Here is a 25,274-nt window from a genome sequence, read left to right as displayed (position 1 = left end):
GCGCCGGGCCGGCCAGCAGCCACACCGGCCGGCCGGCGGCGTCGTAGGTGTACCAGACCACGGTCAGTTCGGTGTCGTTGTCCTGGTACATCAACGCCCAGCTGGTGCCGTAGCGTTGCGGATTCCACCACGTGCCCGGCTGCGTGGGCGTGGAGCCGGGAAGATCCGGCGTCGCCTGGTCGGCGCAGACCGAGGCCGGCGGCGGCAGCACATCGGCCGCGGCGGGCCGGAGGAATGCCGTGCCCGCCAGCAACACCGCGGCCGCAATCAACGTGCGCACGGCACGGGCGCAGCGCGCACGCTGCATCGATCCTTCGACACGATCCATCGGTTCCTTCCCTTCCCGCCTGCCGTGGCGCGCAAGCACCCGGCGCAACGACACCGTGTCGCCGCGCGGTCAGCTTCGACCTCGGCGGCGACGTTTCCCCTCGGCGTTCCGCGCATTCGCCCCTGCGAAAACCGCGCGCTGCCTTGCGCGCAGACTCGGCAGCGCACGCAATGGCGTCAAAGGGTTTCCGACGATCGGAGGCGTGTTGCGATGTCGGTGAAGGAATCGATATCGATTGCAAGCACAACCGATTCTCTTGTCAGGCGAATCCGCGATTTGCATCAACACGCGCGATCCCGCGCTGCAGGCCGACCGTTCGTCGACCCGGCACTGCGCGACATCGCGCGCCGACGTGCGGCATCGCGGAGGACCTTCCCGCCTCGCGCGCTTTCGCGTCAGAACATCGGCAGCTCGAAGCCGTCGGCAAACAGCACCTCGCGCTGCCGTTCGATCGCACCCATGTCGAAGCTCGCGTCGCCGTCGAACGACGGCGGCAGGTCAATCGGTCGCGTGCGTCCGGTGAAGTCAGGCAGCGGCGCCATCGGGAAGGTTTCGGCGGTTTCGCAGCGATCGAGCGCCGGCGACGTCGGGCCTGGCGTGAAATCAGGCGCGCTGCCGAGCGGATCGACATACTGCGGATCGCCGATCGTCACGCCCGAGACGCTCGCGCTTTCGTGGCTGAGCAGGCATGAGCCCGTCGCCGCGCCGCCGTTGAGCGTGCGTACGGTCTGCACGCCGTCGTCGGTGAAGATGCTGTTGAAGAGCAGCGCGCTCGATCCTGCACCGCTCACGAGCACGCTCGATGCTACGGGCGCGTACAGCGTGTCGGAATCCACGCGCACGTTGGTGCTCATCGTGACGTGGATGAGCGTGCCGTCCGCGCCGCCGAGCAGGTCGATGGGCGAATCCAGGCTGTCGTCCTGCGCAAGGAAGTTGCGATGCACCAGTACGTGGCGCAGGGTCAGGCGCGTGCCTTCGCCGGAGGCCAGCACGGCCGATCCCGACAGACCGATGTTGTTGGCCAGCAGCGCCCGCGAGAGCGAGACATCGGACCCGCCGACCGCGTAGATCGCACCGCCGCCGGCACTGCTCGAAGGTGGATCGAAATTCGACTCGACGATGCCGGGACACGTGGCGTAGTCGCAGCGCATGCCTGCCGTGCCGCGCAGGCTGAAGCGCGCGTCGTCGTCCAGGTACACGGCGCCGCCCGCGTTGGGTGCGTCGTTGGCTTCCAGCCGCACCCAGTCGGCGACGAACTGCATCGCCGGGCCGGTGAGGTGCAGCGCGCCGCCGGAATTGTCGGCGGTGTTGCCGGACGCGCGTCCGCCGAAGTGCCCGCCGGGTTCGGACGAACGCCAGAACACCAGGCCGTTGTGGGCGCGGATCGCACCGCCGTTGATGTCGGCATGATTCTGGAAAAACGTCGCGAAGCCGTTGGCGCCGTTGCTGCCCTCGACGTAGTCCGGACGCGGCTCGATCAGCAGCGTGCAGGCACTGGCGTACAGGCCGCCGCCGTCGCCGGCGGAGGTGTTGTTGCGCACGCGCGCGTCGCGCAGTTCGACGGTCGCATTGCGGCAGGCGATGCCGCCGCCGAGCACGCTGGCGATGCCGTTGGGCACGGCGCGGTTGCCGGCGAGACCGTCGACGGCGCCGACGATGGCGCCGTCGTCGAGCAGCAGTTGCGCCTCGATGCCGGAAATCGCGATGCCGCCGCCTTCGTGGCTTTCGTTGTCGGCGATGTGGCTGTTGCGGATCTCGACCTGCGCCAGCCCGTTGACGCGCACGCCGCCGCCGTATTCGGTGAGCGGATCGCTCGAACCGCCGTCGCGGATGACGAGGTTGCGCAGGATGACGGTGCGCGGATCGCCGGACGCATCGATCAACACCACGCTGCTGCCGCCACTGCCGCGGAGCGTGGTGCGCGCATCCGGATCGGCCGGTGCGAGATCGCAGCCGGGGTAGCCGCCGCGCAGCTCGATGTTCCTGTCGACGATGGTCAGCGCCTGGTTGCTGTGCGCGACATTGTTGGAAATGCGGATCACCGCGCTGCCGGATGCGGGCGCGGCGTCGATCGCGTCCTGGATGGTGTTGTGGTCGCAATTGCCGGTGTTGCCGACGGTGAGCACGACGGGCGGCAGCGCGATGCCCGCGTGCAGCGGGAACGGAAGGCAGAGCGCGGCAAGCGGCAGCAACAGACGAACGAAGACGAGGCGGGTCATGGTGCGATCCTGTCGGTGGGTCCGGAGGTGGACGTCACCGATCCATACGCACTGCGGCGGCATTTGCGACAACACCCGCGCCGTCGCGCCGCCGCGTCAGTCCGCCGGAGCGCTTCCCGCGGCGCAGCGCAGCGTGCCGAGCACGCGCGCGTACGTTGCATGCGCGAGTTGGGTCTCCAGACTGCCGGCCTCTTCGTCGTCGAAGATCAGCATGCGGGTCTGCCCGTCGCCGGTCGGCACGTCGAATCCTTCCATCGCCGACCAGCTGCCCATCATCCGCACGCGGATGCGCGTTGCCACCTGCTCCTTCCCGCACACCACGGCCGTGCGTCCGGGCATCGGCCCTTCGGCATCGATGCGGCTGCCGTCGGCGAATGTGTCGGCGAGGAGCGACAGATAGGTCTCGGCGTCGAGTTCGCCGGGCGCGCCGAGGCGCAGCGAAAACATGCCGTAGTCGAAATCCCAGCCGCGCGGATCGGTGTCGTCATCGTCGGCGCGTGCGCGCAGCACGGCGGGATAATCGAACGCGACGTCGCCGTCGTCGAACCGCGCGCTGCGCGCGAGCGCAGCGGTGCCCGGCGCGCCGCGCAGTTCGTCGAACATCGCATGCGCGAAGATGCTTCCGAACGTGCGCACGTCGCGACCGTACTCCGGGTGGTACAGCAGCCACCACGAGGCGGCGAGCAGCAACGCGACCATCAGCTCGCCGCCGCGTGCGCCTTCAGCTGCGCCGCGCGCTCGGCGCCGAGATAGCGCCGGATGCCTGCACGCAGCAGGTACAGCGCCGGGATCAGCGCCACCGCCGCGGACATCTTGTACAGATAATTGACCGTGCCCACGGCCAGGAACAGCGACGTCGGCCACTGCTGCGGCCCCAGCACGAAGGCGATGTAGAGCACGACGAAACTGTCGACCAACTGCGACACCGCGGTCGAGGCCGTCGCGCGCAGCCAGATGTGGCGCTCGCCGGTGGCGTGACGGATGCGGTGGAACACGCTCACGTCGATGAGCTGCCCGACGAGGAAGGCCGTGACCGATCCACCGATCGTCCACAGCCCCTGCCCGAAGACCGCCGCGAACGCCGCCTGGTAATCCGGCACGCCCTGCCCCTGCGCCACGGTCACCCACCAGCCGGCCGGCGCCACGGCGATGGCGAGATACGCGAAGAAAAAACCGTAGACGATCAGCGCCACCGTCAGCCATGAGATGAAACGCACCCCGCGCCGGCCGAAGTATTCGTTGATGATGTCGGTCATCACGAACACCACCGGCCACAGCAGCGTGCCGGCGGTGAAGCTCAGCGACCCGCTCTGGCCGAACAGGTTCCATTCGAACGGCTGCAGGCCGAGCGTGTCCTCCAGCGCGAAGATCTTGACGCCGATGAATTCGGCCAGGATCGCGTTCGCGATGAAGAACCCCGCGAGCACGACGAACAGGGTCTGGGCACGGTCGAGCAGCGGCGGCATGCGGCGGACTCCTCGCGGGCCGGCGCGGCCGGCATCGACGACTGGGAACGGAGGGACAGGCACCGATTCTACGCGGCCGCCATGCGCCCAGCGCGCGTCAGTCCGATTCCATGCCGTCGGCGAACACGTCGCGACGCACCACCGCCGTCTGTGTGGCGTCGCTCTGCTGCACGACCGCAGTGCCATCGTCATGCTCGACACTCGCTTCCACACCCGTGTGCAGCACGGCGGCGGCGCCGGACTGCACCACGGCCGAGACGACGAAGGTGAGGCGCCCGCCCGCACGGAGCGGCAGCAGCAGATCGAGCGCGCCGGTGCCGGCGGGCGCCGGACACGTGGCGTCGTCGGCAGTGCAGGTCCAGTGCACGAGGGCGACGCCTTCGGGCATCGACTGCTGCAGGTGCGTGCCGGCGATGCCGGTGTCGCCGGTGTTTTCGAGCGTCACGATGTAATGCACGCTGTCGCCGATCACCACCGTGGGCGTCGTCGCTTCGATGTCGACAGCGATGTCGGCATGGTCGCTGGCCGTGATGGTGAAGCTGCGCTCGGCCGAGGTGTCGCTGCCGCCGCCGGCGGTGCCGCCGTCGTCGCGCACCCGCACGGCCACGGTGGCCGTGCCCGTCACGCCGCCGAGGGTTGCGCGCAGCGTGCCGTCGGGATCGATCGAAACGTCGGTCACGACGCCGTCGCCGTCGTCGGGCACGCTGACCAGGTATCCCTGTACGTGCTGCCCGGCCTCGTCCGCGGCGCCGAAATGGTCGACCGCCGCGAAATGCTGGATCGCGCCGGACGCGCCCTTCTGCGCGGCCACGTTGAGATCCCGCAGCGGGGCGAGCACGGGCGGATCGTTGACCGGCGCGAGGTCGAAGCGCACGCGCCCGGTGGCGCCGGTCGGCTGCGGGCGTTCGCAGCTGTCCGCGATGCGGTAGTCGAAGCCGACTTCGCCGACGCGATCGGCCTGCGGCACGAACGTGATCGCGCCATCCACCAGCGATGCACTGCCGCCGACCGCATTGGAGACGCCGATGACGTGCAGCGCGCCGCCGCCGCTGTCGTTGCCCAGCAGAGCGGCGGTGGCGATGGTGCGCTCGACATCCTCGGGCGCCGTGGTGAGGCCGTCGTCGGCAGCGACCGCGCCGGCGTCGGCAATGGTGAAGTCGGCCGCGTTGATGGCGAAGAAGATGTTGTCGCTGCAACGCACCTGCAGGCGCGCGTTCGCGCCCGGCGCAAACGGCACGCGCAGCACCGCGCTGCCGCTGTTGGGCACGCCGCTCGCGAGCACGCGATCGAAGGCGACGCCGCCGTCGGTCGACAGCAGCACGTCGACGGCGGCGCACGCGATCGGCGCCTGCGCGGTGCCGGCCACGTCCCAGTGCACGATTTCGTCGCGGCCGCAGGTCCATGCGGTGTCGGGCGCGTTCGGCGCGAGGATCGCGAAGGCCGCGCCGGTGTCGACCACGTGCACGGTGGTGTCGGCGTGGTTCACGCTGCCGCCGCCGGGATGGTTGTCGCGCACGCTGGCGCGGAACGCGAGCGTGCGCGTCGCCTGCGGCAGCACCTCGCCCTTCGCGGGCGGCGCGCCGAGCAGCGTGGCGAGGTTGGGCACCATGCGCTCCGGGTCCGGCGTCGGCGGCCAGGAACGCAGCAACGGACCGTCGGTCGCGGTCGCGTCGGGCTGGGCGCCGTCCTGCACGGGGCCGAGGTCGAGCTGCTCCCACGCGTAGGTGAGCGCGTCGCCATCGGCGTCGCTCGCGCTCGCGCGCAGCGCGAACGGCGTGCGGGCGGGAATCGTGTGCTCGGGCAGCGTGTCGACCAGGGCCGCCTTGTTGTCGGCCGGCAGTTCGGCATCGCAGGTGTCGGCGGCGATCTCGGCCTGCATTTCCGCCAGGCTGTGGGCGTGGAAGTACGGATCCGAATGCGCCTGCAGGTTCTGCGCGCCGCAGAGGCCGGCATAGCCCATGATGCTGCTGCCGCTGCCCGGTTCGAAGGCAGACGACGCCACCCGGTTGCTGCCGCCGCAGCTGCCGGAGCTGCCGTTGAACGTATGGTTGGCGTGGAACTGGTGGCCGATCTCGTGCGCGACGAAGTCCACGTCGAACGGGTCGCCCTGCGGATTCGCGCGGCCGGTGGCGCCGCGCGCCTTGCTGCCGGTCTTGCAGGTGACGCCGATGCTGGCGCGGCCGACATTGCCGGTGCCGAACACGTGGCCGATGTCGTAGGCGCCGTTGCCGAGCGTGTTGGTGAGGTTGAGCTGGTTTTCGTCGAGCAGCGCCGCGGCGTTGCCGTTGGTGTACGGATCGGTCGCGGCGTCGGTGTAGACAAGCTGGTCGTTGTCGGCCACGAGCACGAGCCGCACGGCGAGGTCGGTCTCATAGATCTCGTTGACGCGGTTGATGCTCGCGACCATCGCCGCCAGACCGCAGGCCGTGTCCGGCGCGGCCGGCGCGCACACCGCCGCGGTGTACTCGCCGGTGGCGGCGAGCGCGAGGCGGTAGGTGCGGCGCACGCCGCCCGTGTCGCCGTTCTTGGCGGCGGGCGGCGTGAGCGCGTCGAGCGCGGCGGCGAGCGGCGCCGGTTCCGCATCCGTTTCGCAACGGTCGGCCGCGCGCGCACCGGCGACATCCTTGCGCGCGAAACTCTCGTGCTGCCCGCGCTTGCCGTGCGGGCGGATCACCTGCACGCCGTCGTCGGCGAAGATCATCGCGTTGACGCCGGCAGGCGAAATGTCCAGGCGCAGACGACGCCCGAACGCGTCGCGTCCGCGCAGGCTGCGCAGCTGCGGATAGCGCTGTGCGAGCGCCGGATCCAGGGTGCCGGCGTCCTCGAGGTCGAACGACGCGAATCCGCCGCCGGCCAGCGGCAAGGCCACCGGTCCGGCACGTTTGGCCGCGAGCGCGGAAAATCCGTCGAGATCCAGCTCGAAACTGCGCGCCTGCGCCGCGGATTTTTCGCCGCCGGCGGCGGATTCACGCCACAGCGCGCGTCCGTCGGCGCCGGACGCCACTGCGAGCGAGGCAAATCCCAGGCAACACAACACCGCACTCGCCGCGCGGAACGCGCGGGCAGTCGAGACCGACATGCACAACCCCTGTTTTTATTCTGCGTTGCCGCCGAATCGACGCCGTGCCCATGCGTGGGGCAAAACTGTCGAATACGTCACGTTATTGTGGCGTATGGCACTGCGTACGGCGGCAAAAGGGCGAGGGAGTGCACAGATCGGCCCGAAACGTTCAGTCTCGGTTCACCGCAACGTGAAACTTTTTCACAATGGCCGTGCAGAACGCATGTGCAGTTGAGAACACGCATTCACATGCGGCCGCAGGTCGATCACGGATCGCCGCCGCTGCCCGCGGATCTCCGGATCCGCACACGTGAAAAAAATCGGCGTGCGCGCCGCGGCACGCGTCGAACTCGCGCACGCGCCGTCGCGGCGCCTGCGTCGTGGCCGCCTGCCGGTGCGCGGCACCGGCAGGCGGCGCGAGTCATTCGGCGACGGACTCGAAGCCGTCGGCGAAGATGGCGACGCCGACGATACGGGTCTCGTCGGTGGCGCTGTTGTCTTCCGGCGTCATCTCCGTTTCGAGGCTGGACACCGGCAGCGCGGAGGCCGTGTTCGAGACGGTCTCGCCGATGGCACCGGCCACGGTCGCGGTCACCGTCACCGTGACGCTGGCGCCGACCGGCAGCGCGGCGGTGAGATCGACGTTGCCGCTGCCGTCCGGCACCGGACACGCGGTGCCGATCGCGCTGCAGGTCCAGGTCGCGTCCTGCAGCAGGGGCGGCAGCGTGTCGAACAGCTGCGCACCCGCTACCGGCGTGGCGCCCGCGTTGGCCATCGTCAGCACGTAGCTGACGGCTTCACCCGCCTGCACCACGTTGCGGCCGTCGCTCTTGCTCACGCGCACGTCCACGCCAGCCTGCGCCTGCAGCGCAAACGTGCGCGGCGCGGAGAGATCGATGCCGCCGTTGTCGGTGCCGCCGTCGTCGCGCACCGTCACCGACACCTGCACCTGCCCGGCGGCGCCGGTCAGCACGTACTGCAGCGTGCCGGCCGCGTCGATCGCAAGGCTGTCCACCACGCCTGCGGGGTCGCTGTCCACGACCACAACATATTCCAGGGCAGCCTGGCCGGCCTCGTCGTCCGGTCCGAACGACGCCACACCGGCAAAGGCTTCGACACTGCCGGACGCGCCGGGCGTCGCGACCAGCGCGACGTCGGGCAGCGGCGCCAGCGTCGGCGCATCGTTGACCGGCAACACGTCGAAGACGACGCTGGCGCTCGACGGTGCCGGCGCAGTGCGTTCGCAGCTGTCGGCCAGCGTGTAGTCGAAACCCGCGGGGCCGGACGTGTCCGGCGTGGGCGTGAACACCACCTCGCCGTCGACCAGTTCGGCCGTGCCGCCGACCACGTTGTCGATGCCGGCGAGCACGGCGGCGCCGGCGCCGAGCGTGTCGTTTGCGCCGAGTTCGGCGGCGGTGAACGTGCGCGCGGTGTCTTCGGGCGACGCGGCCGCGGCGTCGTCCTGCGGCACGGGTTCGCCGGCGTCGACGACGCTGAAGTTCGCGTTGCCGATGTCCAGGAAGATGTTGTCCGAGCAGCGCGCCTGCACGCGCGTGCTGGTGCCGATCGCGAACGGCACGCGCACGAGCGCGCTGCCGGTGTTGGGCACGCCGCTCGCGAGCGTGTGCGCGAAGGTGACGCCGCCGTCCTGCGACAGGCTCAGGTCCACCGCGTCGCAGGCGATGGGCGCGGCGTCGGTGCCGGCGACGTTCCAGCTCACCGGCACGTCGCTGCCGCAGGTCCAGGTGGTGCCGGCGGTGTTGGGATCGGTGATCGCGAACGCGGCGCCGGTGTCGCGCACGGTGAGCGTGACGTCGGCGCTCTGCGTGGCGCCGCCGGCGGGGTTGTTGTCGCGCGCGGTGACGCGGAACGTCATCGTGCGGTTCACCGCCGGCAGCACTTCGCCGGTTGCGGCCGGTCCGCCGAGCAGGGTCGAAAGGCGCGGGATCAGTCGCTCCGGATCGGGTGTGGGATCGAACGAACGCACCAGCGGCCCGGTGGTGGCGGTGGGCGACGGATTCGCGCCGCTCTGCGCGCTGCCCAGGTCGTACTGCTCCCAGGTGTAGGTGAGCATGTCGCCGTCCACGTCGCTGCCCTCGGCGAGCAGCGCGAACGGCGTGCGCGCGGGAATCGTGCGCGCGACCGGCATCGCGAGCTCCGGCGCGGTGTTGCCGGTGGGCGTGGGTGCGTCACATGTCGCCGATGTGATGCGGTTCTGGATTTCCAGCAGGCTGCGGGCGTGGAAATACGGATCGGAGTTCGGCTGCAGGTCCTGCGCGCCGCAGATGCCAGCATAGGCCATGATGGTGCTGCCGCTGCCCGGCTCGTAGGCGGACGAGAGAGAGCGGTTGCCGCCGCCGCACGAACTCGCCGTGCCGTTGAAGGTGTGGTTGGCGCCGAACTGGTGGCCGAGCTCGTGCGCGACGTAGTCGATGTCGAACGGATCGCCCACCGGCGCGCCGTTGCCGGTGACGCCCGAGGCCTTGCTCGAACCGCAGATGACGCCCAGGCCCGCGAGCCCGCCGCTGTTGGTGCCGAAGACGTGGCCCACGTCGTAATTCGCCGAGCCGATGACCGCGTTCAGATTGGTCACGTTCTGGCCGATCATCGTGCCCGGATTGCCGTTCGAATACGGATCGGTGCCGCCGTTGGTGTAGACGATCAGGTTGTTGTTCGGCACCAGTTCCAAGTGCACCGACAGATCGGTTTCGTACACCTCGTTGACGCGGTTGATCGTGGTGACGATGGCCGCCTGCCCGAGCGCCACGGTGCCGCCGTGGAACGTGGTGTATTCGCCGGTGCCGGCCACCGCGAGGCGGTAGCTGCGGCGCTCGTCGCCGGTGACGGTCTTCGCGGCGGCGTGGCCGTGGCCGTCGATACGGTGCAGTGCCTTGTGCAGCGGCGAGGCGTCCTTCACGTCGCATTCGAAGCGCTGGCGCGGGCCGGTGTAGTCCTCGCGCGCGAAGCTCTCGTGCACGCTGTCGCCGATCGCGCGCGGGCGGATCACCTGCACGCCGTCGTCGGCGAAGATCATCGCGTTGATACCGGCGGGCGAGACGTCCAGCCGCAACCGGCGGCCCTGCCCGTCCTCGCCGCGCAGGCTGCGGATCTCCGGAAATTTCGCCGCAAGCGCCGGATGCATCGTGCCCGAATCGCGGATCGCGAAGGTGGCGAATCCGCCGCCGGCGAGCGGCAGTTCGATGCTGGGGTTCGCGCCGCGCATCAACTCGCTCTCGATGCGCGCGGTGTCCACGTCGAACACGCGCACGCCCGCGGCGACCGGGGCCGAGGCGGCTGCATCGCGTCCCTCGAGTTCGGTCCAGGCGGCGCGTGTCTGCGCCTGCAGCGCCGCGGCCGGCAACATCGCGCCCGGCAACAGCACCAGGCACGCCCATCGGCGCGCGCGGCGCCATGCAATCGAAGACATCGTGTGACCCCGCAACGAGTGGAGAGGCGCCGGAGGCGGCGCGTTCGGGGGTTTCCGTCCGCTGGAAACCGCCGGCGGAGCCTAGCAGCGTCGCGCGTGCCGCGCAGCACGCGCGCGGCGGGACGTTGGCTCAGAACTCGCGCAGCAGGCGGAAACCGACATCGTCGTAGCCGCGCTCGGGCGGCAGCATCTGCAGCGCGGCATTCGCCGCCATCGGGCCGTCGCGCCACGACGGTCCGATGGCGGCGCGGCGCGGGCAGGCGTCGCTCTCGAGCGTGCGCGCCAGTGCGTTGTCCGCGCTGCCGCAGTTGAGCGTCCACTCGCTGACGTTACCGAGCAGGTGGTGCAGACCCAGCGCGCTGGCCGGATACCGTCCGGCGGGCGCGGTGTGCGCGCTGCCGTCGGTACAGGCGTGGCGCGTGCCGCGCCCGTCCGCACTGCGGTCGAACACATTGCCCGCGGCACAGCCGGTGGCCGCGCTGCCGAGCCGCGCGGCGCGGCGCCATTCGCCGGCGGTGGGGATGCGGTAGCGCTGGCCGCTGCGGCGGCTGAGCCAGGCGGCGTAGGCCTGTGCGTCGTCCAGGCTCACGCAGACCACGGGTTCGGTCGGACCTTGCGCGAAGCCCGGATCGCGCCAGTCGCGCTTGTCGAACAATTGCAGCGGCGAGAGGCGGCTGCGGCAGCGACCCGCCTCGCGCCCGGTGGCGTCGGCGAAACGGGCGTAGTCGCCGCGCGAGACTTCGTCGAGCATCAGCGCGAACGGCGGCGCGCCGTCGGCGGCTGGGATGAAGGCCAACTCCGGGCCGTCGCCGTCGCGCACCGTTTCGCCCGGCGCGGGCAGCGCGTCGATGCGTTCGCGCAGCGCCGCGAGCGCGGTGGCATCGAGCTGCACTTCCTCGGCCAGCGGCAGCCACGCGGCGGCGGCGGGCGCATCCCACGCCGCGATGCGCGCATCGATGGCGGCGAGCACGACGCGCGTGGCGTCCTCGCGCAACGCGGCGAAGCCGGGGCCGTCGCGCAATTGCGCTACATCGGCAAACAGCACCGCCTGGCGATAGCGTTCGCGCGAGGCCTCGGCGCCTTCGGCCTGAGCGGCGTCCACCAGCGAGGCCGACAGCGCGGCGAGCACGGCATCGAGTCCGGCCCGCGCCGCGGCATTGCCCGGATCGGCCTTGAGCACGTCGAGGTAGCTTTCGGCGGCGTTCGCACCGGCCGGGACCAGCAGCGCGCCGGCCGCGAGCTGCTGCGCGGCCTCGCCCAGGCGGGTTTCGATCGCGGCGCGCGCCTGCGGGTCGAGCCGCGCTGCGGGTGCGGGTGCGGCGGGCGCGGCATCGACCGCTCCGGCGGGCGCCATCTCGCCCCGCGGCCACACCGCCACGGCGATGCACACCGCGGCCAGCGCCCCGAGCGCCACCAGCACGCCCGGCCGCCGCCACGCCGGATGCGTGAGCCAACCGACGATGCCGCCGCGCGGATGCAGGCGATCGTTCACCCGCTCGAGCGCGCGCGCCATCGCCTGCGCATTGCGGAAGCGGCGCTCGGGCGACTTGGCCATGGCCTGGTCGATGAAGTCCTGCCAGTGCGCCTTCTCGCCCGGCAGGCGCGGAATCGGATCGTGCGCGTGCATCACGGCCAGGGCCAGCGCATCGTCGGCGTAATACGGCAGGTCGCCGGTCAGAAGTTCGTAGGTGAGCACGCCGAGGCTGTAGAGATCGGCACGGCCGTCGACCACCGCGCCGCGCGCCTGTTCCGGCGGCATGTGGCCGCCGCTGCCGAGGGCCAGGCCGTCGGTGGTGACGCGCGGCGTGGCGCCCTTGCGCGACAGCGCGATGCCGAAGTCCGCGAGCTGCGGCTGGTCGGCGTTGTTGAACAGCACGTTTTCGGCCTTCACGTCGCGATGCACGATGCCGCGCGCGTGCGCGTAGCCGAGTGCGTCGAGCAGCGTGCGCAGCAGCGCGATGAGGCCGTCCTCGTCGTCGCGGTAGTCGCGCTCGGACAGATCGCCGTGCGAGAGATACGGCATCACGTAATACAGCTGGCCGTCCGCGGTGCGCCCGACCTCGTGGATGCCGACGATGCCCGGATGTTCGAGCTTGGCGATGGTGCGTGCCTCGAGCTCGAAACGTTGCGATTGCGCTTCGTCGAGCCCGCCGGCCGGCATCATCACCTTGATGGCCACCTGCCGGTCGAGCGACTCCTGCACCGCCAGGTACACCACCGCCATGCCGCCGCGGCCGAGCACGCGTTCGATGCGGTAGCCGGCCACGCGCGGCAGGCCGCCGGGAACTGCGGGCGCGATGGCGTCGCTGGCGGGAGTCTCGGGCGTGTCGTGCATGCCTTGGCCGGTGCGGACGGACGGAAGGCCGCCCGCCGCGATCCGCCGCGCCCGTGCCACCCCCGGCGCGGAGACTACCGCATCGCCGCGGCCGGTCGCGACCACGCGGCGACCTTGCGCATTTGCGGGCACGCGCGCGCTGGCCTATAACGCCCGCTCGCCCCTCCGCGGATCCACCCATGCCGCTCTTCCGATTCGCCGCGCTCGCGCTGGCATTGACCGCGGTCGCGGCCCACGCCGCGCCCGCCGCGGTGCCCGGCGCCGACGCCATCGTCACGCGCACCCTCGACAACGGCCTCAAGATCGTCGTCTGGCCCGACCACGACATCCCCAACGTGGCGGTCTACACCTGGTACCGCGCCGGCGGCCGCAACGAATACCCGGGCATCACCGGCCTTGCGCACTACTTCGAGCACATGATGTTCAACGGCACGTCCACGCGTGCGCCGGGCGAGTTCGACCGCACCATGGAGAACGCCGGCGGCTCCAACAACGCCTACACCTCCAACGACGTGACGGTGTACCAGGACTGGTTCCCGAAGGACGCGCTCGACATCATCTTCGATCTGGAAAGCGACCGCATGGCCAACCTCGACTTCGATCCGAAGGTGGTCGAAAGCGAACGCGGCGTCGTCTACAGCGAGCGGCGCTCGTCGGTCGACGAGAACAACATCGGCGCGCTGGTCGAACAGATGCAGGCCACCGCGTACATCGCGCACCCGTACCAGTTCCCGGTGATCGGCTGGCCGTCGGACATCGAGCGCTGGACCATCGACGATCTCAAGACCTTCTACCGCACCTACTACGCGCCGAACAACGCCACCATGTTCGTCGTCGGCGACGTCGAACCGGACACCGTGTTCGCGCTGGCGCAAAAATACTTCGCGAAGATCCCGCGCCAGGCACCGCCCAAGGCGGTGACCACGGTCGAGCCCGAACAGCGCGGCGAGCGCCGCGTGACGCTGGAGAAGGCCGACGCACAGACCCCCGTGCTGGCGCTGGCCTACCACGTGGGCAATGCGCGCCACGAAGACGCCACGGCGACGGAATTGCTGGTGTCGATCCTCGCCGACGGCGATTCCTCGCGCCTGCACCAGCGCATCGTCGAGCAGGAACAGGCGGCGATCGGCATCGGCAGCAATGTCGAACAGGGCTTCGATCCGGGCCTGGTGTTCTTCTACGCCCTGCTGCCGCCCGAAGGCGATGTGGCGAAGGTGGAGGCGCTGTTCGACGAGGAGCTCGCGCGCATCGTGCGCGAGGGCATCACCCCCGCCGAACTTGCCAAGGCGACGAAGCAGCACCAGGCTGCATTCTGGCGGGCCATCGCCACGATCTCGGGCAAGGCGCAGGCGCTCGGCAGCCACGAGATCTTCCACGGCGACTACAACGCGTTGTTCGACGCGCCGACACAAGTGGCTGGCGTGACGGGCGCGCAGATCCAGGCCGTGGCGGCGCGTGTACTGCGCACGTCCAATCGCACGGTGGGCGTGCTGAAACCGGTGCCCGGCGCGGCCGACGCCGCGGACCAGGAGTGAATCGCATGACCCGACTGCTTGCACGCGCCCTTCTCGGCGCCGCGTTCGCCTGCACCGCGCTCGCCGCGCACGCGGTCGGCGTAACCCTGCCGGCCTACGACGACATCACGCTCGACAACGGCGTCACGCTGCTGCTGATGCGCAAGGCCGACGTGCCGCTCGTGGCCGCACGGATCGCCGTCCGCGGCGGCGCGCTCGCGGACGCGGCCGGCAAGGAAGGCACCGCCTCGCAGCTGGCGGAACTGCTCGGCAAAGGCGCGGGCAAGCGCGATGCGCGTGCCTTCGCCGAAGCGATCGACGGTGCCGGCGGCGAGCTGCGCTTCGGCGCGTCGCGCGAGGCCTTGGTCGCCGACGCCAGTTTTCTGGCCGACGACACCGGGCTCATGCTCGACCTGCTCGCGGATGCGTTCCTGCACCCGACGCTGTCGCTGGCGGAATTCGAAAAATCGCGCACGCGCGCGGTACAGTCGATCGCGGCGGCAAAGGACGGCGATCCGCGCGGTCTGATCGGCAGTTATGCCCAGGCCTGGCTGTTCCGCGACCATCCATACGGCCGGCCCGAGGGGGGCGACGAAGCCAGCCTCGCCGCGCTGACCCTCGCCGACCTGCGTGCGTACTACACCGCGTATGTGGGCGCGGACCGCGCCGTCATCGCGATCGTCGGCGACTTCGATCCGGCCTCGATGCGCAAGGCCGTGGAGCAGCGCTTCGGCGCATGGGGCAAGGCCACCGGCCGCCTGCCGGCGGTGCCGCCGAAGCTGCGCGAAACCGGCCGCCGCGTGCTGCTGGTCGACAAGCCGGGCGCCACGCAGACCTACTTCTGGGTCGGCAACGTCGGCGCGGCCGTCGACGATCCGGCACGCGCGGCGCAGGATCTGGTGCAGACGGTGTTCGGCGGGCGCTTCACCTCGATGCTCAACACCGAGCTGCGGGTGAAATCCGGGCTCACCTACGGCGCGCGTGCTTCGATCGAACGCCTCGCGCGGCCCGGCGCCGCCGGCTTCAGCTCCTTCACCCGCACCGATGCCACGGCGCAGGCGCTCGATCTTGCGTTCGACACCGTCGACCGCCTGCACGCCGAGGGCATCGCCGACGACATGCAGGCCTCGGCCAAGCGCTACGTGCTCGGCCAGTTCGCGCCCGACTACGAAACCGCCGATCAGCTCGCCGGCGCGCTCGCGAGCCTGCACATCGACGGCCTCGGCCGCGACGCGATCGACGGGTACGGCGAGCGCATCGAACGCGCCACCGCGGCCGACATCGCCGCGGCGCGCTCGGTGTTCCCAACCCGCGACGACAGCCTGCTCGTCGTCATCGGCGATGCGTCGAAGATCGGCGATGCGATCGGCAAGTACGGGCCGGTGACGAAAATCGCGCTGTCCGATCCGGGATTCGGCCCCGGACCGACGGGAGCCGTCACCCCGTAACTCCGGTGTGGCCGCAGGCATTCGGCCACACCGCCAGAAGGAAGCGGGCGCCGCCCGTGCCGGTCGCCGACGCGAGCGCCTGCATCCACGTCGCCCTCGCGCTGCGATGTAGGGATGGACGCGCCCCGCGTCGAAACGGGTCTTCGCCGTCATGGCCGACACATTCCTCATCTACGGCGGCGCCGGCGGCATCGGCAGCGCGCTCGCAAAACGCCTTGCCAACGCCGGGCACGCGTTGCATCTCGTCGGCCGGCGCGAGGACGCGCTGCGCGCGGTGGCCGGACCGCTCGGTGCCGGCTTCACCGTCGGCGACGTCACCGACCCGGAGCTCTTCGCCCGCGTCGCCACCGACGCCGGCCCGACGCTCGCCGGCATTGCCTACGCCGTCGGCACCATCCAGCTGCGCGGATTCGCGCGGCTCACCGCAGCCGATTACCGGCGCGATTTCGAAGTGAATGCGCTCGGTGCCGCACTCGCCGTGCAGGCCGCGCTGCCCGCACTCAAACGCGCCGAACACGGCGGCGCGGTCCTGCTGTTTTCCAGCATCGCCGCGCAGCAGGGTTTCACCTTCCACGCCTCGATCGGCATGGCCAAGGCCGCCGTCGCCGGACTCACGCTGTCGCTGGCGGCCGAACTGGCGCCGCACATCCGTGTCAACGCGATCGCGCCGTCGCTGACGCGCACGCCGCTGGCGGCCGGGTTGCTGGCCAACGACGCGTCCGCCAGCGCCATCGCCGCGCTGCATCCGCTGCCGCGCCTGGGCGAAGCCGACGACATCGCCGCGCTCGCGGCGTTCCTGCTCTCGCGCGACGCCGGCTGGATCACGGGCCAGATCGTCGGCGTGGACGGCGGGCGCTCCAGCCTGCGCGTCAAGGGATGATCCGCGCGCCCCGGCGGGCGGGACAGGCCGGCACCGGAGACGCCCGCACCGTTCGCCGCAACCGTGCCGCAGAGCGACTTGCGCGGCGCCGCGACCGTCACTAGCCTTCGGGGGTCCTGCGCTACGCAGACGTTTCCGGAGCAGACCCTTGAACACCCAACGCGCCCACCTGGGCCTCGCGATCGCGACCGCACTGCTGCTCGCCGGCTGCGGCTCGTCGACCGACAGCACCGTGCCCCACAGCACCGCGCCCGCCGCGACCACGGCCCCGGCCGAGCCGGCGACACCGTCCGAAAGCGCCGACGATTTCATCGCGCGCGTCAACGCAACGCAGGAGGCGATGACGCCGGAAATCACCTCCGCCGCGTGGCTGTCGTCCACGTACATCAACGCCGACAGCCAGCGCGTGGCCGCCGCCGCGAACGAGCGCATGCTGACCAAGACCAACGAATTCATCGAGCAGGCCAAGCTCTACGACGAGGCCGCGCAGTCGCCTGCCACGGCGCGCGCGCTGCACCTGATCAAGACCGGCTCCTCGATGCCCGCGCCGCGCGATCCGGCCAAGCTCAAGGAGCTCACCGAAATCGCCACCCGCATGGAAGCCACCTACGGCGCCGGCAAGTGGTGTGTCGATGCGGGCGATCCGGCCTCGTGCAAGGACATCGGCCAGGTCTCCGAGATCCTCGCCGCCACCGACACGAGCACCTACGACGAGCAGCTCGCGGCGTGGAACGGCTGGCACACGATCTCGGTGCCGATGCGCAAGGATTACCAGCGCTTCGCCGAACTCACCAACGAAGGCGCGAAGGAAATGGGCTTCGCCAACACCGGCGAAGTCTGGCGCGCCGGCTACGACATGACGCCGGCCGAATTCCAGGCCGAAACCGACCGCCTCTGGGGCCAGGTCAAGCCGCTCTACGACCAGCTGCAGTGTTACGCGCGCGGCAAGCTCGTGGACAAATACGGCGAAAAGGGCCAGGTCAACGGCCTCATCCCCGCGCACCTCACTGGCAACCTCTGGCAGCAGGACTGGGGCAACCTCTGGCCCATCCTCGAACCGTACAAGGGCGTCGGCAGCCTCGACATCAACAGCGCACTGGAGCAGCGTCGCGACGCGATGCTCTCCACCGAGGTGAACAAGGCCGGCGGCATGGGCAAGCTGACCGCCGAGCAGCAGGTGGAACTGGGCCGCAAGGCCGATTTCGAAAGCGCCACGGCGATGACGAAGCTCGCCGAGAGCTTCTACACCGGCCTGGGCATGCCCGCCCTGCCCGACTCGTTCTACACCGACTCGCAGCTGGTGCAGCCGCGCGACCGCGACGTGGTCTGCCACGCCAGCGCCTGGCCGATGAACACCGACGGCGAAGTGCGCATCAAGATGTGCATCAAGCCGAACGAGGAAGAGCTCACCACCATCTACCACGAGCTCGGCCACATCTATTACTACCTCGCGTACAAGGACCTGCCGCCGCTGTTCCAAACCGGCGCGCACGACGGCTTCCACGAAGCCATCGGCGACACGATCGTGCTGTCGATGACGCCGGACTATCTCGCCTCGATCGATCTTGTCGACAAACCCGAAGTCAGCGAGCAGGCGGTGATCAACTCCCAGATGCGCATGGCGCTGGCGAAGGTGGCGTTCCTGCCGTTCGGCCTGATGATCGACCGCTGGCGCTGGGGCGTGTTCGACGGCTCGATTCCGCCCGACCAGTACAACGCGGCGTGGTGGAAGCTCAAGGCGCAGTACCAGGGCGTCGGTCCGGCCTCGCCGCGCGGCGAGGACCTGTTCGACCCGGGCGCGAAGTACCACGTGCCGGGCAACACGCCGTACACGCGCTATTTCCTGTCGCACATCCTGCAGTTCCAGTTCTACAAGGCGCTGTGCGATGCCTCCGGCCACACCGGCCCGTTGCACCAGTGCAACTTCGCCGCCAATCCGGAAGCGGGCAAGCGCTACTGGGCGATGCTGAGCAAGGGTGCGAGCCAGCCGTGGCAGCAGACGCTGAAGGAACTCACCGGCGGCGAGCAGATGGACGCGTCGGCCATCCTCGACTACTTCGCGCCGCTGCAGACCTGGCTGCAGGAGCAGAACCAGGGGCAGGAGTGCGGCTGGAGCAGCTGAGCCGCGGATCCGTCCCGCGCGCGAAAAACCCGGCGAACGCCGGGTTTTTCGTTTCCGGCCAGCGCGGGTCGGGAAGACCTCGGGCGGTGCCGGCTTACGCCGACGCGGACGCCCCCGCATCGCGCTTTCGCCGCACGTACACCTGCTTGCGCACACGCGCGACGACATCGCCTGCGGGCGACGTCACGTCCACCTCGAACCAGCGCAGCACCTTCTCGCCGCCGGCGGCGGCGGCGCGGAGTTCGTCGAGCACCGCGGCGTCGAGACGGAATTCGGCGATCACATCGCTGCGGCCCGGGGCCACGAAGTCGATCGTCGCGGCCTTGTCCCACACCACGTAATCGCGCCCGAGATTCTCCAGCACCATGATCATCCAGAACGGATCGGTCATCGAGAACAAACTGCCGCCGAACTGCGTGCGCACGTAATTGCGGTTGTACCAGCGCAGCTTGAGCCGCACCCGTGCGTAGCGGAAATCGTCGTCCACGCGTTCGACGCGAACGCCGGCGAACAGCAGCGGCGGATACAGATTCAGCAGGCGACGCAGACCGGCGGCGGTCATGATCCGGGTTCTCGACTAGACTTTGCGCAGGGCCCAAGGATCGCATACGCAGGCGTGGACGCGCGGAACCCGTCACCTCCCGAGTCCGTGCGCTGCGCCAACTGCGGCGAGACGATCGCCGCGAGCTACTGCGGCGCCTGCGGCCAGCATCGTTTCCGCCCGCAGGACCGCCGCCTCATGCACCTGCTGCGCGAATTCGCGGAGGCGCTGACCGATCTCGACGGCCGCTTCTGGCGTTCGATGCGCGCCCTGTTGCTGCGCCCCGGTCTGCTCTCGCGCGACTACATCGCCGGACGGCGTGCACGCTGGATGTCGCCGGTGTCGCTGTTTCTCCTCGCCAACGTGCTGTACTTCTTCGCGCCCGGCATGAGCGATTTCGACCTGCCGCTGCGCGACCACGTGCGCGGCGCCGTCGTGGCCCAGTTCGATCCCGCGATCGCGGCCTTGCCGGCCGAGCGGCGCGCGTCGATCGAGGCGAACGCCGGCCAGCTGCATTCGCGCTTCACCGAACCGTGGGTGCGTGCGCGCCTCGCGGCGCTTGTGCGCGAGGCCCCGGAGGGATCCGCGTTCGCGGCGCTGGAGCAGCGCTACGCGATCGCGTCGGCCAACGTCAGCAAGGCGCTGATCGTCCTGCATGTGCCCTTCATGGCAGTGGTGCTGCTGCTGGCGATGGCCGGGCGCGGGCGCTACTTCGCAGAGCACGTGGTGGTGGCGCTGCACTACTTCGCGTTCGTGCTGTTCCTGTTCGAACTGGTGGTTCTGCCGGGTGCCTGGCTGGCGGAGCGCGCGGGCGCGGATGCCGCGGCCGGCATCGCGCTGCGTTACCTTCTCCCGGCCGCGCTCGGCGTCTACGGGGTGATCGCGGTGCGCGTGGCCTACGACTGCGGCTGGTGGCGCGCGACGCTGGCGGGCCTGGCGTTGCCGATCGCGTTGCTCGCGATCAATCTCACGATCTACCGCGCGCTGCAGTTCGCCGTGGTGCTGGCGCTGGCCTGACGCCGCGCCGCGCACGGGTCGGAGCCCGTCAGAACACGAGCGAGGACATGCGGCGACGGTAGCGGCTCACGAGGTCGGCGTCGTCGATGCTGTTGAAGGCATCGATCAGCGCGCGGCGCGGCAGGTTGTCGTCGAAGGCCTTGTCCAGGCGCAGCATCTCGAGGAACTGGTCGAGCGCGGCCTGCGATTCACCGGCGGCCATCAGGTGCGCGCCGAGCAGATGGCGGGCGCGCAGGTCGCGCTCGTCCGCGGCGATGCGGCGTTCGAGCTCGGCGCGCGGTGGCGCGTCCTTGAGCAGCGCGGCAAAACCGAGCGTTGCGCGCGCACGTTTGGCGCGATCGTCCACCGCCAGATTCGCCGGCAGGCCATCGAGCAGACGCGTGGCTTCGTCGGTGTCGCCGATGCGCGTCAGGGCCAGCGCAAGATCCAGTTTCAGGTCGTCGCGCGCCGGCTCGGCGGCAATAGCCTCGCGCAGCGTCTGTACCTCGATCTGCGGATCCACGGCGACCGGGACGATGTCCTCGACGCTCTCGGGCGCCTGCGCGGCCAGCGGCTCGATGCCGTGCTGCGCGAGGAACTGCCGCAGCTGACCCTCGGGCAGCGCGCCAGGGAAGCCGTCCACCGGCTGTCCGTCGCGGATCAGCACCACGGTGGGCACCGAGCGGATGCCGAAGTAACCGGCCAGCTGCTGCTCGGCATCGACATCGACCTTGGCCAGCACGAACGCGCCGTTGTAGTCGGCCGCGAGTTTTTCCAGGATCGGGCCGAGCGTCTTGCAGGGGCCGCACCACGTCGCCCAGAAATCGACGAGCACCGGAACCTCGAGCGATTTCTGCAGCACCTCGTCCTGGAAGCGGGCCGTGGTGACATCGAACACGTGGGTGGCGGCAGGCTGGGTCATCGGTGCAGGTCGTGTGGGCGAGCGCTGCAAGATGGCGACTGCACCCACAAAAGACAAGCGCGCGCGCTTGACAGGGTGCCGCCGTGCACCGATGGTCGCGCTTCCGCGGCCGCGCGCGCCGCGTCGACCGAAGGCAACGCGACGATGCGGACGATGCTGCACGCGGGCTGGATCGCCGGAGTGGCCCTTGCCCTCGCGCTGGGCATCGCATCGCTGCGCGCCGATCTGCCGGCAGCGACGCTCCTGGCCGTGCTCGGCAGCGTGCAGGCCGACGCCGCGCTGGCGTGGAACCTGTCCGGGTTCGTGCTGCCCGGTGTGCTCGTGGCGGTCTTCGCGGTGGCGCTGGAAGCGCCGATGCGCGCCGCCGGCGCGGCGCGCGGCGGACGCATCGGCAGCACGCTGCTGCTGCTGTCGGGGGTGTTCTTCGCCGCGCAGGGTCTGCTGCCCTACGATCTGGACGACCCCGACACGCGCGCATCGCAACTGCACGTGACGGCCCTGAGCCTGAGCCTTCTCGCCTTCCTTCCCGCCACCGCGCTCATCGCCGCCAGCGTGCGGCGCGCGCCGCGCTGGGCGATCCTGCGCACCTTCGGCGGCGTCCTCGCGGCGGCGGCGCTCGCCTGTCTCGTCCTGCCGCCGGCGCAATGGCTGCCGGGCGTGGAGCACCCTGCCGCGCTTGCGCAGCGGACGCTGCTGGCCCTGTACTTCGGCTGGATCGCGCTGGCCTCCGCGGTGGCACTGCGTGCGGTGCAGGTGCCGGACTGAGGCGGGACAATCGCACGGGAGCGCAGACCCCGCACGTGCAGAATCCGCGCAGTGCCGGCCGGACCGCGCCTGACCTGCGGCCTCTGTCTCTGGCACGCCATCTGCAGCCGTTTTCTTCCACACATCTCACGGAGCAACGTCCATGATTCGCAAGGCACAGGCGCACTGGAGCGGTAACGGCAAAACCGGCAGCGGCCATCTGAGCACCCGCTCGTCGGTGCTCGCGAAGGCGCCGTACGGCGCAAAGGCGCGGTTCGAAGACGGTCCCGGCACCAATCCCGAAGAACTGCTCGCCGCCGCCCACGCCGGGTGCTTCACGATGGCACTCGCGTTCAAGCTCGAAGCCGCGGGCTTTGCCGCCGATGCGCTGGACACCGAGGCGTCCGTGTCGCTCGACAGCGACGGCGATGGCTTCAAGGTCAGCCGTTCGGCGCTGTCGTTGCGCGCCAGCATCCCGGGCATCGATGCCGAGACATTTCAGCGCATCGCGGACGACGCGAAAAAGAACTGCCCGGTCTCGAAGCTGTTCAACGCGCAGATCACGCTTGAGGCGACGCTCGCCTGAACGCAGGCCTCACGGCGCCTGATTCTGCGACGCAGTGCACGAATCGCCGCGGCAGCCTAACGGTCCGCTAACGAAACCGCGCCGGCACGCGGGTATGGTGCCCGTTCAGGGCGGAATCCGGGGGTCGCGCCAGCTCGTACGGGAGCACCGCGATGCCGAATGTCCACCTGCTGCACAGCGATCTGCCGTCGCCGGCCTGGCTGGTGCACGTCGACGACGGTCCGATCGAGCGGTTCCAGTGTCCGGTCGAAGCGCTGCTGCGCGCCAAGACGCTGTACGAACGCATCGTCGCGCGCGGCGCGAGCGCACTGCTGATCGATTTCGACGGACACCACGAAACGCAGCTGCTGCCGCGCTGATCGACACCGCTCAGCGCGGCTCGCCTTCCAGGAACCGCAGCGTCGCCGCGAGCATCGCGCGCGCCCCGACGTCGAGCGCGGCTTCGTCGAGGAAAAACCGCGGCGAGTGATTGTTCGGCGCCGTGTCCGGATCGACGCCCGCCGGCGTAGCGCCGACAAAGAAATAGAACCCCGGTGCCACGTTCGCGAACTGCGAAAAATCCTCGGCCACGGTGCTGAGCGGCAGTTCCACCACCTTGCCGGCGCCCACGCTCGCCTGCAGCGCGGGCAGCAGTTGCGCCGTCAGCGCCGGATCGTTGCGCGTGACCGGTGCGTTGTTGACCACGTCCAGCTGCGCGGTCGCGCCGCTCGCCGCGGCAACGTGCTCGGCGGTGTTGCGCAGCCGGGCGATCACGTCCTCGCGCACATCCATGTCGAAGCTGCGCAGGGTGCCGACCATCTGCACGGACTCGGGAATGATGTTGAAGCGCACGCCGCCCTTGATCGTGCCGGCGGTGAGCACGACGGGCGAACGCGTGACGTCCACCTGGCGCGCGACGATGCTCTGGCTGCCGAGCAGGATCTGCGCCGCCACCGTGATCGGATCCACGCCGCCCCACGGCCGCGAGCCGTGCGTCTGCGTGCCGCGGACCGTCAGCGTCCATTCGTCCGCGCTCGCCATGAACGGCCCGCTGCGCACGCCCAGCGTGCCGACGTTGAGCGGCGCCCACACGTGCAGGCCGAACACGGCGTCCGGCCTGAAGTCGTCGAACACGCCTTCGGCCAGCATGCGCGCGGCGCCGAACGACGCACCTGCGATGGGCGGGCCCTCCTCGGCCGGCTGGAACACGAACATCACCTCGCCCGGCAGTTCCTCGCGCAGCGCCGCGAGCGTGCTGGCGACGCCGAGCAGGATCGCAACATGCGCATCGTGGCCGCAGGCGTGCATCACGCCGACGGGTTCGCCGCGATAGGTCGAGGTCGCCTTCGATGCGAACGGCAGGTCCACCTGCTCCGTCACCGGCAGCGCGTCCATGTCGGCACGAATGGCGATGCGCGGGCCGGGCCTGGCGCCTTTCAGCACGGCGGTGACGCCGGTGACGGCTATACCGGTGCGCGGCTCCAGTCCGAGCGAAGCCAGATGCGCGGCCACCAGCGCCGCGGTGCGGGTTTCCTGCTCGCCCAGTTCCGGGTGCTGGTGGATGTCGCGGCGCCAGCTGCGCAGCTGGTCGGCTAACGTCGCCGCGTGCTGTTCGGCCGATGCGTCGAGCGTGGCGGCTGCGCGCGCGGGCGCGACGGCGGCAAGGATCAGCGCGGCGGCGATGGTCTGCCAGGCGTTCGGCATGCGGAGGCTCCTGCGGTCGGGACTCGTGAACCACGCGTCGGCATGCGACTGCGGCACCCAAGCATGCCACGGCGCCGGCGCGCGCTGGCGCCGTCGACACGCACGCAGCCGCTACACTGGAACCGAGAACCCCGATGCGCAGACCGCCCCGCCCCGATCCGCCACCCGATGCCGACGATGCCGCGCTGTTCCGCGAGGCGATCGGGCCCGTGCGTCCGCTCGCGCACACACCCGACACCGTTCCCGCCGCGCCGAAGCCGTTGCCCGAACCGCGCCAGCAGCAGGACGACGAACGCGAGGCCCTGCTGCAGTCGCAACGCAATCCGTTCGCGCACGCCGAACTCGCGCTGGGCGATGCGCTGGAATATCTGAAGGACGGTCACCCGCCGCGCCTGCTGCGCCGCCTCAAGCGCGGGCAGTACGCAGTGCAGGACGAAATCGACCTGCACCGCATGAACGCGTCGCAGGCCGAGGAGGCGGTGCGCGGATTCCTTGCCGAGAGCCGGCGCGCACGCCGCCTGAGCGTGCGGATCGTGCACGGCAAGGGCCTGCGCAGCGCGGGCGATGCGCCGGTGCTGAAGAATCTGGTTGACCGCGTCCTGCGCCAGCGCGCGGACGTGCTTGCTTTCGCGTCGGCACGCCCGCAACACGGCGGCACCGGCGCCGTGCTGGTGCTGTTGCTGCCGTGACGGTCGCCGGCCGGCCGCGCCGCCGGCGTGCCGTCAGTACTCGCGTACCGCGCGACGGACTTCGGGCGGATTGACCCAGACGATATCGGTTCCGCGCTGCTCCGCCGCCCGCTCGACCGCGCTGATCCGCGTGCCGTCGGCCACGGTCGGCGACGTCGACCGCACCACCGCGGTTCCGCCCTGACCCGCGCAGGCCGCGAGCGACAGCACGCCGCAGACCAGCACCATTCGCGCCACGATTCCCACCTTCATCCTGCCTCCCTCGTGCGGCGCGTGCCGCACCTCATGCACTCGACGTTCGCCCCTCGCCGCA

19 protein-coding genes are annotated in these 25,274 nt (G+C 70.4%); 9 read left to right on the top strand and 10 right to left on the bottom strand.

Going from position 1 to position 25,274, the window contains the following annotated elements; genetic code table 11:
* Window positions 1–723: 723 nt before the first annotated feature.
* The 6 genes from HNQ52_RS15285 to HNQ52_RS15260 form a co-directional block, all read right to left on the bottom strand.
* Window positions 724–2,547, bottom strand: a complete 1,824-nt coding sequence (locus HNQ52_RS15285) for a right-handed parallel beta-helix repeat-containing protein (protein ID WP_183962045.1) — start codon at window positions 2,545–2,547, stop codon at window positions 724–726.
* 96 nt (window positions 2,548–2,643) lie between these two features.
* On the bottom strand, window positions 2,644–3,246 hold the full coding sequence (locus HNQ52_RS15280; protein WP_183962044.1) for a hypothetical protein: 603 nt from the start codon (window positions 3,244–3,246) through the stop codon (window positions 2,644–2,646).
* Window positions 3,246–4,013: a queuosine precursor transporter gene (locus HNQ52_RS15275; RefSeq protein WP_183962043.1), complete on the bottom strand. Its 768-nt coding sequence runs from the start codon at window positions 4,011–4,013 to the stop codon at window positions 3,246–3,248. Before HNQ52_RS15275 ends, HNQ52_RS15280 begins: the two co-directional genes overlap by 1 nt.
* A 97-nt stretch (window positions 4,014–4,110) precedes the next feature.
* Window positions 4,111–7,092 carry a reprolysin-like metallopeptidase gene (locus HNQ52_RS15270; RefSeq protein WP_183962042.1) on the bottom strand — a complete coding sequence of 994 codons (2,982 nt, stop codon included), beginning with the start codon at window positions 7,090–7,092 and terminating at the stop codon, window positions 4,111–4,113.
* A gap of 403 nt (window positions 7,093–7,495) precedes the next feature.
* Window positions 7,496–10,501 carry a reprolysin-like metallopeptidase gene (locus HNQ52_RS15265; RefSeq protein ID WP_183962041.1) on the bottom strand — a complete coding sequence of 1,002 codons (3,006 nt, stop codon included), beginning with the start codon at window positions 10,499–10,501 and terminating at the stop codon, window positions 7,496–7,498.
* Between the two features lie 130 nt (window positions 10,502–10,631).
* Window positions 10,632–12,836, bottom strand: coding sequence for a bifunctional serine/threonine-protein kinase/formylglycine-generating enzyme family protein (locus HNQ52_RS15260; RefSeq protein ID WP_183962040.1), 2,205 nt, complete (start codon window positions 12,834–12,836; stop codon window positions 10,632–10,634).
* Window positions 12,837–13,015: 179 nt separating this feature from the next.
* Here HNQ52_RS15260 and HNQ52_RS15255 point away from each other — a divergent pair, with 179 nt between their 5' ends.
* The 4 genes from HNQ52_RS15255 to HNQ52_RS15240 all read left to right on the top strand — a co-directional run bounded on the left by HNQ52_RS15255 (window position 13,016) and on the right by HNQ52_RS15240 (window position 18,800).
* Complete coding sequence (locus tag HNQ52_RS15255; RefSeq protein ID WP_183962039.1) at window positions 13,016–14,371, top strand: M16 family metallopeptidase; 1,356 nt, start codon at window positions 13,016–13,018, stop codon at window positions 14,369–14,371.
* A gap of 5 nt (window positions 14,372–14,376) precedes the next feature.
* Window positions 14,377–15,798, top strand: coding sequence for a M16 family metallopeptidase (locus tag HNQ52_RS15250; protein ID WP_183962038.1), 1,422 nt, complete (start codon window positions 14,377–14,379; stop codon window positions 15,796–15,798).
* Window positions 15,799–15,949: 151 nt separating this feature from the next.
* Window positions 15,950–16,678, top strand: a complete 729-nt coding sequence (locus HNQ52_RS15245; protein WP_183962037.1) for an SDR family NAD(P)-dependent oxidoreductase — start codon at window positions 15,950–15,952, stop codon at window positions 16,676–16,678.
* A gap of 148 nt (window positions 16,679–16,826) precedes the next feature.
* Window positions 16,827–18,800: a M2 family metallopeptidase gene (locus HNQ52_RS15240; protein WP_425486508.1), complete on the top strand. Its 1,974-nt coding sequence runs from the start codon at window positions 16,827–16,829 to the stop codon at window positions 18,798–18,800.
* Window positions 18,801–18,894: 94 nt separating this feature from the next.
* Here HNQ52_RS15240 and HNQ52_RS15235 read toward each other — a convergent pair whose 3' ends face one another.
* Window positions 18,895–19,362 (bottom strand): DUF4442 domain-containing protein, encoded by a 468-nt coding sequence (locus HNQ52_RS15235; protein ID WP_183962036.1) that lies wholly within the window; start codon window positions 19,360–19,362, stop codon window positions 18,895–18,897.
* Between the two features lie 87 nt (window positions 19,363–19,449).
* Between HNQ52_RS15235 and HNQ52_RS15230 the strand changes: the two genes are divergently transcribed.
* On the top strand, window positions 19,450–20,358 hold the full coding sequence (locus tag HNQ52_RS15230) for a DUF3667 domain-containing protein (protein ID WP_183962035.1): 909 nt from the start codon (window positions 19,450–19,452) through the stop codon (window positions 20,356–20,358).
* 28 nt (window positions 20,359–20,386) lie between these two features.
* Here HNQ52_RS15230 and trxA read toward each other — a convergent pair whose 3' ends face one another.
* Entirely contained in the window at window positions 20,387–21,259 is an 873-nt protein-coding gene (trxA, locus tag HNQ52_RS15225; protein WP_183962034.1) for a thioredoxin, read from the bottom strand.
* Between the two features lie 144 nt (window positions 21,260–21,403).
* Here trxA and HNQ52_RS15220 point away from each other — a divergent pair, with 144 nt between their 5' ends.
* The 3 genes from HNQ52_RS15220 (at window position 21,404) to HNQ52_RS15210 (ending at window position 22,948) form a co-directional block, all read left to right on the top strand.
* Entirely contained in the window at window positions 21,404–22,024 is a 621-nt protein-coding gene (locus HNQ52_RS15220) for a DUF998 domain-containing protein (RefSeq protein ID WP_183962033.1), read from the top strand.
* A gap of 142 nt (window positions 22,025–22,166) precedes the next feature.
* Window positions 22,167–22,589: an OsmC family protein gene (locus tag HNQ52_RS15215; RefSeq protein ID WP_183962032.1), complete on the top strand. Its 423-nt coding sequence runs from the start codon at window positions 22,167–22,169 to the stop codon at window positions 22,587–22,589.
* A 152-nt stretch (window positions 22,590–22,741) separates the two neighbouring features.
* The gene (locus tag HNQ52_RS15210; protein WP_183962031.1) at window positions 22,742–22,948 is read left to right on the top strand and encodes a hypothetical protein; all 207 of its coding nucleotides are present in this window, start codon (window positions 22,742–22,744) and stop codon (window positions 22,946–22,948) included.
* A 10-nt stretch (window positions 22,949–22,958) separates the two neighbouring features.
* On the opposite strand, the gene HNQ52_RS15205 is transcribed toward HNQ52_RS15210, so the two are convergent.
* Complete coding sequence (locus tag HNQ52_RS15205) at window positions 22,959–24,272, bottom strand: amidohydrolase (protein WP_183962030.1); 1,314 nt, start codon at window positions 24,270–24,272, stop codon at window positions 22,959–22,961.
* Window positions 24,273–24,406: 134 nt separating this feature from the next.
* Here HNQ52_RS15205 and HNQ52_RS15200 point away from each other — a divergent pair, with 134 nt between their 5' ends.
* Complete coding sequence (locus HNQ52_RS15200; protein WP_183962029.1) at window positions 24,407–24,961, top strand: Smr/MutS family protein; 555 nt, start codon at window positions 24,407–24,409, stop codon at window positions 24,959–24,961.
* 33 nt (window positions 24,962–24,994) lie between these two features.
* On the opposite strand, the gene HNQ52_RS15195 is transcribed toward HNQ52_RS15200, so the two are convergent.
* The gene (locus tag HNQ52_RS15195) at window positions 24,995–25,189 is read right to left on the bottom strand and encodes a hypothetical protein (protein ID WP_183962028.1); all 195 of its coding nucleotides are present in this window, start codon (window positions 25,187–25,189) and stop codon (window positions 24,995–24,997) included.
* Window positions 25,190–25,274: the final 85 nt, after the last annotated feature.

It is taken from the genome of Chiayiivirga flava (assembly GCF_014202825.1).
In the GTDB taxonomy this organism is placed as follows: Bacteria; Pseudomonadota; Gammaproteobacteria; order Xanthomonadales; family Xanthomonadaceae; genus Chiayiivirga; species Chiayiivirga flava.
This window is presented reverse-complemented; position numbering and strand designations above follow the sequence as displayed.